Origin of the sequence: uncultured Mucilaginibacter sp. (genome assembly GCF_903913935.1) — a bacterium.
In the GTDB taxonomy this organism is placed as follows: domain Bacteria; phylum Bacteroidota; class Bacteroidia; order Sphingobacteriales; family Sphingobacteriaceae; genus Mucilaginibacter.
The window spans coordinates 1-9,138 of record NZ_CAIWNH010000472.1 but is presented as its reverse complement, the minus strand read 5'-3'; the positions used below and the strand labels follow the sequence as shown (position 1 = coordinate 9,138).

Below are 9,138 nucleotides of genomic sequence, written 5' to 3'. Positions count from 1 at the left end.
GTATCAGACGCAGGCTGGCGGCCACATAGCGAACACGTTGGACAAACCGGTATTGCTGTCAGTCCAAATTTGTATATTGCAATTGGAATTTCAGGGGCAATACAGCACCTCGCCGGCGTAAGTTCGTCTAAGGTAATTGTAGTGATCAATAAGGACGCTGATGCCCCATTTTTTAAAGTGGCAGATTATGGCATCGTGGGTGATGCATTTGAAGTGGTACCTAAGTTAATTGCGGCAATTAAAGAATATAAAGCTACAGCATAAAAGGAATACGAAGAGATGGGTAACGACATGAAAAAAATAAAACTGGATATAGTTGGCTTATCATACAGCCAGACACAGTCCGGTGCCTATGCTTTGGTTTTAGGCGAAATAAGCGGTCGCAGAAGGCTGCCAATCATCATTGGTAGTTTTGAAGCACAGGCTATCGCTATCGAAATTGAAAAAATGACGCCCAGCAGGCCCCTCACGCACGATCTGTTTAAAAGTTTTGCGAAAGCTTATCACATTACTGTACAGGAAATCATTATCTACAACTTGGTTGATGGTATATTTTATTCAAAGCTGATCTGCTCTGACGGTAAAAAGGTAGTGGAGATAGATGCTCGCACCTCAGACGCGATCGCTGTTGCGGTAAGGTTTGATTGCCCTATTTACACCTACGAATTCATCCTTTCAACAGCAGGTATTGTGATTGAAGGCAATGATTTTGTTTACCTGGAAAACATTAACGAACCGCCCGAAGAAAAGACTACTACCGGCCCTACCGGCAGCTATAACTCGCTTAGCGTTGATGAACTAAAAACCAGGCTGCAGGAGGCTCTTTCAGAGGAGTCTTACGAAAAGGCTGCGAAAATAAGAGATGAGCTGAACCGTAGAAAATCTTCGTAAAAGAGATCAGACAGTTGAGATGAAACGATTATAATAAGATAACAAACACGTACTGTTACTTTGTAAATTCCAAAAACCGCTAAACTCCACCCGCTAAGGACTTTATTCAAAAAAAATCATTATTTTCCGGCTTTAAATTAATACTGACCGTATTTTATCATCAAATTGGCCCCATATGAATATTAAGTTTCGCTTAATACTGATGAATTTCATGCAATTTTTTATCTGGGGAGCATGGCTGCTTACTATCGGTGCTTACTGGTTTCAAAACAAGCATTGGTCGGGCCAGCAGTTTGGAATTATATTCTCAACAATGGGCATTTCGGCGCTATTTATGCCGGCGCTTATTGGTATAGTGGCCGATAGACTTATTAATGCCGAAAAACTTTACGGTGTTATGCATATTTTGGGTTCACTGACGCTTTTCTCCTTGCCATTAGTGGAAAGCCCGACAACATTCTTTTGGGTGTTATTGCTTAATATGTTTTTTTATATGCCCACGTTATCACTTTCTATAACAGTCGCCTATTCAGCTTTAAAAAGCCAAAACATTGATGTAGTTAAAGAATATCCTCCTATTCGCGTATGGGGTACTGTTGGTTTTATAGCGGCTTTATGGACAATTAACCTAACACATAGTACTACGTCACCTAATCAGTTTTACATCGCTGGCGCGGTAGCGTTATGTCTGGGAATGTATTCATTTACATTACCCAAATGTCCGCCCCTGGCAAAAAAAGCAAAACACAAATCATTTGTAGATGCCTTCGGACTGAAGGCTTTTACCTTATTTAAAATACCAAGGTTCGCTGTTTTTTTCATTTTTTCATTGTTATTGGGAGCGGCATTGCAACTTACTAATGCGTACGGCACGACCTATTTGCTTGATTTTAATAAACCTCAATTTAAAGACTTATTTGCGGTTAGAAATCCCGCTGCACTCATATCTCTTTCACAGATCTCGGAAACGCTTTTTATTTTAGCGATTCCATTTTTTCTACGAAGATTTGGAATCAAAAACGTTATGTTATTCAGCATGGTTGCCTGGGTATTACGTTTTGGCCTGTTTGCTTTCGGTGATCCTGCAGGTGGATTGTGGATGATTGTTTTATCGTGTATTGTATATGGCATGGCATTCGACTTCTTTAATATATCAGGTTCACTTTTCGTTGAAACCCAAACCAGCCCAGAAATCAGGGGCAGTGCACAGGGCCTTTTTATGATGATGGTAAATGGTGTTGGAGCAATTATAGGTAGCTTAACAAGCGGATACATCATTGATAAATTTTTTACCTATACAGACAAGAGTAAAGATTGGCATGGCATATGGCTTACCTTTGCCGCGTATGCCTTAGTTATAGCAATAATTTTTCCGTTTGTGTTCAGAGATAAACACGGTATTGAAGTTAAACAAGTGGCAGATTTAGCATAAATTTATAACCCCAAAATACAACCTTAAGCAATTGCGCTTTTAATCAACCCAATGAAAAAACACTATCGCCACGAAAACAACTGCCTCAATTGCGGCACCATCCTCGAAGGAAAATATTGCCACAATTGCGGTCAGGAAAACCTGGAGATAAAGGAAAGCTTCGGCCACATGATGAACCATGCCATCAGCGATTATTTCCATTTTGACCACCAGTTTTTTCATACCCTGAAACCGTTGCTTTTTAAGCCGGGGTTTTTAACAAACGAATATATGGCCGGCCGGCGGGTGCAATACCTGCACCCGGTTAAAATGTACATTTTCATCAGCCTGGTATATTTTCTGTTGTTATTTCAAACAAAAAGTGATGTTGTTCAGATAACCCCTTCGCCAACAACAACCGAAGAGTTAACGAAAGCAATTAAAGCGGTAGAACAAAATAGTTTTATACCACCAAAGGCGAAACAGGAAGCCATTAAAAACTTATATGATGATGCCGGCTATACTTTGAAAAATGGCCGCTGGGTGAAAGATACATCGAAAAAAGCACGGCAAAAAGTAGAGGAAAGCAAGCACTATGTAGATCCTACTACATCCGATACCACCTATGAACAATATTTGTTAAACCAGCGAAAGCTGGCTGAGCCGCAACGTGATGGCTGGTTCAAGAGCAATTGGAACAAGAAAGCGTTCGCCATTAATAAACAAAAGATAAATATGAAAGACGCAATTATTGACGGCTTTAAACATAACTTCCCCAAAGTGATGTTTGTTTTGCTGCCACTTTTTGCTTTAATATTAATGGTAGCTTTTTACAAAAACAAGAAGTTTTATGTGGAACACCTTATATACGCTTTTCACCTGCATTGTTTCCTGTTTTTATTTTTGACTATTGTGATGCTCGTCAATTTATTAATTCCGACTAGCTGGATTGCGGTAAAAGGATGGTTCGTCTTTAGTGTATTTATAGCAATTATATGGTATGTCTATGCCTCCTTAAGGGTAGTTTATCACCGCAGCTGGTGGCGTACTATTTTTAAATTGATCGGAATTTATTTTATGTATTTCCTGTCTTTTATCCTCTGCATATCGTTACTCGTTTTGATCACGATATTTACTGCCGCGTAAATAACACTCATTCCTGGAATTTGTACAGACCAATGCGGATTGAATTTTAGTCGTGGTTGTTTAATTGGCAAATCGTTACGCTTATCAGCGCTTTTTGGGGGCCGTTAAATCACTTGAATTAATTTGCCGGAATAAATAATCGGCCAGGATTAAAATTTTAATTTTGATGGCTAATTCCCCCCGAAGGCATCAAGCGCTACTGTCGGTTTCCCGGTGCTGTCAAAAGCACCAAGGCCATAACCATTGGTATAGGATTCAGGTTCCCAGTAAAATACACCCAGGCCATTACCGCCGGATACAGCATTTACTTTGGAAATAATATCGGTTAAAAAAGCCCTGCTATCAGTAGCGTCCGAAGCCTGCATACCCACTTCAACCACCATACAAGGTGTTGAATACCGCGATACCATATCATTTATATTTGCCAGGCATTGGGTATCCAGCGTGGTGTAGTTAGTTGTTGACGGATAAAGGGACATGCCGATAATATCCCAGGATGCGCCGTTGGCTTTTAGCCCATCAAACATCCAGCGGAACAGCGCATTATCATACCCGTTTGAAATATGTACAATCACTTTAGTAGCAGTACTTACTGATTTGACCGCCTGGTAACCGCTTTTCACCAAAGCCGCGAAATTTGCCATTTGAGTTGATGCTCTTCCATCTTCCCATAGCATGCCATCGTTGGTTTCATTACCGATCTGTACCCATTCAGGTGTAATGCCATTACTTTTCAGCGTGGTCATCACGCCTGATGTATAGGTAGACAAAGTTGTCACTAAAGTTGGAAAATCCAATGAAGCCCAGGCAACAGGTTTAGCCTGGTGCCCCGGATCGGCCCAAACATCACTGTAATGAAAATCGATCATTATTTTCAGCCCTGCATTTTTAGCACGGATTGCTTTGGCCACTAAGTCGGCGGTATTGCACCATCCGTCCGACGGGTTTACCCACGCCCGTAACCTGATGGAATTAAAGCCAAGGCTTTTCATCAAAGCAAAAAGTTCTTTCTGATTCCCATTTTTATCATAAAACTTCACGCCGGTCGACTCAAATTGGGTAACCCAGCTAATGTCAGCCCCTTTTGCAAAGGATGATGACACGGCAGGTGGTGTATAAGGGGGAGTTGGCGTAGGTGTGGGCGCAGTACTTTTATTTGAACAGGATAAAATAGAAACCAACAAAATCAGGCAATAAACTGGCAACACTTTTTTCATAAAGGGGAGTTATAATTGGTATACCCTAAAAGGGGCATAACAAATATAAAGAGCATTTCTTTAAAATAAAATGTTTATATGACATTTTTTATTTAAACCTGTTTCGCAGAAAATAGTGCGGATATAGAAAAAACCGCTGACAAGGTTTTGTCAGTGACAAAATCTTGTCAGCGGTTAAGTTGTTAATTATCAACCTTGTAGCGCTTTGTAGCGGTATGTAGCATTTGTAGCGCTACAACTACAAGCTTCCTAAAGTTTTCCCGCTCTATCTGGTATTAAATTGGATTTATAATTAAACGTTAGTACCTGGTCTCCTATCATTAATTTAAATTCGCCTGGTTCGGTTACGGTTTTGCTCAAATCGTTCACAAAAGCAAGATCTTTCGCGGTAATTTTAAAGGTTACCGTTTTTGTTTCACCGGGTTGAAGGTTAACTTTATCAAAAGCCCTCAGGCGTTTAAAATCAGGTGCGATACTTGCGTATGATTGGGCGGTGTACAATAAGACTGATTCTTTACCCTCACGCTGACCTGTGTTTTTTACATCTACCGTTACGGTTAGGGTTTCATTCTCTTTTAACTCAGGCTTGCTGAGGTGCAGGTTGCTGTAAGCAAAAGTTGTATAACTTAAGCCAAAGCCAAATTCATATAGCGGGTTATAACCATGACTATCGTCAGAATTGCCATTCTCTAAATTTTTTCGGTAGTAGTTAACCAAAGCATTCGCATAACGCGGATAGGTTACGGGCAGCTTGCCTGAAGGGTTGGCATCGCCAAACAAGATATTAGCCAGGGCATCGCCGCCTTCATTGCCGTTGAAATAGGTCATTAACGTCGCATTTGAATGGCTTTCAGCTTCAGTTACAATACGGGGACGGCCTTCTGCCAAAACCAGGATAACCGGCTTACCTGTTTTAGCCAGCTCATTAGCCAGGTCAGTTTGTGCCCGTGGCAGGTTCAGGTCGTCAATATTACCAACGTTTTCGGTATAGGATAGCTCACCCAGGCAAAGAACAATCACGTCGGCATTTTTCGCAGCATTTACAACAGCGTCTATGTTCAGCAAGCTGTCAACAGTAGCACCGGGCTCATACCTTACATTTTCTTTGCCGATTTTTTGCCGGATAGCTTTTAAAATAGTGTTTTTGTTTGCCGCAAAAGCGTCGGCCTGCTCACCCTGCCAGGTATAGCTCCAGCCGCCATCCAGTGAACGCATGGTATTGGCCGTTGGGCCTGTCACCAGTACTTTCAAGTCCTTTTTAAGAGGAAGGATATTATTTTTATTCTTTAACAAAGTTATCGCTTCTGATGCGGCTTGCAGACTCACGTTTTTAAACTCATCAGAACCAAATTTCGGATAGTCATCCGGATTACCAACCGGGTGCTCAAATAACCCCAGTTCGTATTTAACTTTTAAGATCCGGTGAACAGCTTCGTTGATCCGGCTCATCGGTACTTTGCCTTCATGTACAAGCTCTATCAGGTAGTTATAAAAGCTGTATTCATAAGGCACCATGCTCATATCTACTCCGGCATTTACCGCTATCATTACCGCATCCTTTTGGGTTGCAGCAATGTGGTGGCGGTCATGCAGGTATTCAATATCTCTCCAGTCGGTAACAGCAATCCCGTCAAAATGCAACTCGCCGCGTAAAACATCTGTCAGCATATAATGGCTGGCATGGATCGGCACGCCATTGATCTCACCCGAATTGATCATCAGGGTCTTCGCCCCTGCTTTAACCGCTTCAGTAAATGGCGGTAAAAAGTATTCGCGCATATAACGGTCCGGAATCCAGGCCGGGGTTCGGTCTTTTCCGCTCAATGGGTCGCCATAACCCAAATAATGTTTCATACATGCAGCCACGTGGAATTTATCGCCAACATCGTTACCCTGGTAACCTTTAATAATGGAGGCACCCATGGTTTTTATCAGATAAGGATCTTCTCCAAAGGTTTCATAGATCCGCGGCCAAAGCGCACTTTTACCCAAGTCCAATACCGGGGAATAATTCCACGGAATATAACTTGCACGGGTTTCATAAGCAGTGATGGTGCCTGCTGTATAGGCAATATCTTTATTAAAGGTAGCCGCCATTGCAATTTCCTGCGGAAAAAGTGTACTGCCAACAGTATAGGTTACCCCGTGGATAGCGTCAATCCCATAAATAATCGGAATCTTTAAGCGGTCTTTACCCGCCTCTGCCTGAATAGCCGAAATAACTTCGTACCAATGTTTACGTTCGTAGGCATGTCCGCTAACGTTCAAAATAGAACCGACATGGTACTTTAAAATTGCCTCTTTTATTTTTGCAGGGTCAATCTCGTGTACACCGTTGGTCGTGGTTGAAACCACATCAGAGGTCACTTCGGTCATTTGCCCTACTTTTTCTTCAAGGGTCATTTTTGCAATCAGGGCATCTACCTTTTTGTCGGTTTCGTTAACTGTTTTTTGAGCTTGTGCCGAAAGGCACAGCAAATTTAAAAACAGGAAAGAGGTGATCATAAATATCCGTCTCATAATTGGTTGGTTTGAGCAATAAAAGTTTGTTATATATAAATTGGTTTTATTAAAATTATGGTTTTAGGTTACTTTGCAATGCTTCCAGGGCATTGGCCAGGTAAGCCAGCGGAGCATTCCAGTTGATGGCGATCTCGTTGACAGCATAAGCCTGTTCATCATCAATATAAGCTTCATCCGGAATGGTTGAAGGCACTTTGATATGATCCTGCATACCCGGATTTGGCCCACCTACCAGCAAACCCGGAATTGGTTCAGCAATTCCATCTGATGAGGAAGGCCTGTGGTGTGGATGCATGGATGTTTTACTTCCATACCCGGTTACATAAGAGTAACCGGTACCGTTCCGGCCTAACATATAATCCAGATTAGCTAATGCAAAACGAAGGTATTTGGAATCATTCGAAAGCTTATATGCCTGTATTAACGCCACACCCTGGTTAGCTGCTACTGAATTGCTGCCCCAAATAAAGTTACGGGTCGATTTATCCATTACTGTTTCATAAGCCGTTCCATCTGCGCCATTAATCAAACTATCGGCAAATGCGAGTAATCTTTTTTTCAATCCGGGCAACTCTTTCCTGACACCGGCACTGGCTGTACTTGTATTTTTCAACAAAGCATAATAACCCAATAATCTTACCTGGTTCCATGCAGGAAGCGGCATCCTGTTGTCAGCCATTAAATCAATGCCCGCAAAATAGCGATCATCTCCCGTGGTAACATACAGTTCAGATGCGGCCCAAATAAATTCATCAGCAAAATCGCGGTTGCCATAGCCGCCAGTGGTAATTTTAGGGCTGTGTGTTTGGTTCATTTCTTCCTGGTTGTAAACTACCTTCGGATTTGCAGCCGCCCATTGCCAGGCCTTATCTGCGGCTTTTATACACGAGTCCGCCAAGCCAGGCAATTCTCCCGGAAATTTCACGAATATCCTGCTTGCCTGCGCCATTACTGCCGCAAAATCTAACGTGGCCGCGGTACCTTTTTGTACCACATAACGGGGCGCTAATGCTTTATCAGGCATTTCAAATTTATCAAATGCGGCGTTGGTCAACTTGTGGTAAACACCGCCATCATTTGGGTCTTGCATCGTAAGCATCCAGCGGAGATTCCATAGCACCTCATTTAAGACGTCCGGTATATGATTACCAGTTTCAGGGATATTCAGTTTAACAGTCTTCATGTATTCCGGAAAATCCTCATACAATGAAAGCAGGGTACTGGTACTGATGCCGCTGTTTACGATGTATTTATTATAATCGCCTGCGTCATACCAGCCACGCGGTGATGAAATGATGGTTCCTACAGGGCGTTTACCCGTTGCGGCTGAAGGATGAACAATAACATTGGTATCCGGGTGACCTTCTGCCCTGCTCCATTTGCCTGCATATTTTTCATTAAGCTGTTCGGAAGCACGCATATAATAGTATGCCTTGATGGAGGCACCTGCAACGCCTTTTAACACTGTTTGTTTTATTTCAAAGGGATAAGAATAACCCGCACCCGGCACAAAGAGCAGGTATTTACCTGGTTGATGATAAATGCTAAAATCAGCTATCAACGTTTTATTCCCGGCGAAGTCAGGCTTCACTGACAGCTTTAAAGATCCACTAAAAACAGTTTTCTTTTCCGGGGTCCGGATATAAAAAACACTGTCCCTGCCACCTAAAACGACAGCAATTTTTTGGGCATCAGGGTAAAAACCAATTTGGTTAAGCCTGATTGACGATGCGCCATTTTGAGCGACTTGCTGGGCTGATGATTTCTGAAAAAAACTGAGTGTTGTCAGTAAAATTAAAAGGCAAGGCCTTAAACGGTATTTCGGCGAATAGGTACTACTCATATACAAAAGCAGGCAAACAGAAACCTGCCTATAAATATATGTGTATCCTTTACAATAAGTATAATACTAAACCGACAAAATATTTTAACAAATCATGATATTATAAT

At 41.9% G+C, this 9,138-nt stretch carries 7 protein-coding genes; 4 read left to right on the top strand and 3 right to left on the bottom strand.

The window, feature by feature from the left end; translation table 11 throughout:
• The 4 genes from QZY09_RS18920 to QZY09_RS18905 form a co-directional block, all read left to right on the top strand.
• On the top strand, positions 1-264 hold a 264-nt coding region (locus QZY09_RS18920; protein ID WP_295674845.1), incomplete at its 5' end, for an FAD-binding protein.
• Positions 265-291: 27 nt separating this feature from the next.
• Entirely contained in the window at positions 292-891 is a 600-nt protein-coding gene (locus QZY09_RS18915) for a bifunctional nuclease family protein (RefSeq protein ID WP_295674844.1), read from the top strand.
• Positions 892-1,066: 175 nt separating this feature from the next.
• Entirely contained in the window at positions 1,067-2,323 is a 1,257-nt protein-coding gene (locus tag QZY09_RS18910) for a nucleoside permease (RefSeq protein WP_295674843.1), read from the top strand.
• 51 nt (positions 2,324-2,374) lie between these two features.
• Positions 2,375-3,448, top strand: a complete 1,074-nt coding sequence (locus QZY09_RS18905) for a DUF3667 domain-containing protein (protein ID WP_295674842.1) — start codon at positions 2,375-2,377, stop codon at positions 3,446-3,448.
• Positions 3,449-3,618: 170 nt separating this feature from the next.
• On the opposite strand, the gene QZY09_RS18900 is transcribed toward QZY09_RS18905, so the two are convergent.
• From QZY09_RS18900 to QZY09_RS18890, 3 genes are all read right to left on the bottom strand, one after another.
• A complete protein-coding gene (locus QZY09_RS18900) occupies positions 3,619-4,665 on the bottom strand; it encodes a glycosyl hydrolase 53 family protein (RefSeq protein WP_295674841.1) in 1,047 nt (348 codons plus the stop codon).
• A 249-nt stretch (positions 4,666-4,914) separates the two neighbouring features.
• Positions 4,915-7,185 carry a glycoside hydrolase family 3 N-terminal domain-containing protein gene (locus QZY09_RS18895; protein ID WP_295674840.1) on the bottom strand — a complete coding sequence of 757 codons (2,271 nt, stop codon included), beginning with the start codon at positions 7,183-7,185 and terminating at the stop codon, positions 4,915-4,917.
• Positions 7,186-7,240: 55 nt separating this feature from the next.
• The gene (locus tag QZY09_RS18890; protein ID WP_295674839.1) at positions 7,241-9,031 is read right to left on the bottom strand and encodes a glycoside hydrolase family 9 protein; all 1,791 of its coding nucleotides are present in this window, start codon (positions 9,029-9,031) and stop codon (positions 7,241-7,243) included.
• Positions 9,032-9,138 lie beyond the last annotated feature (107 nt).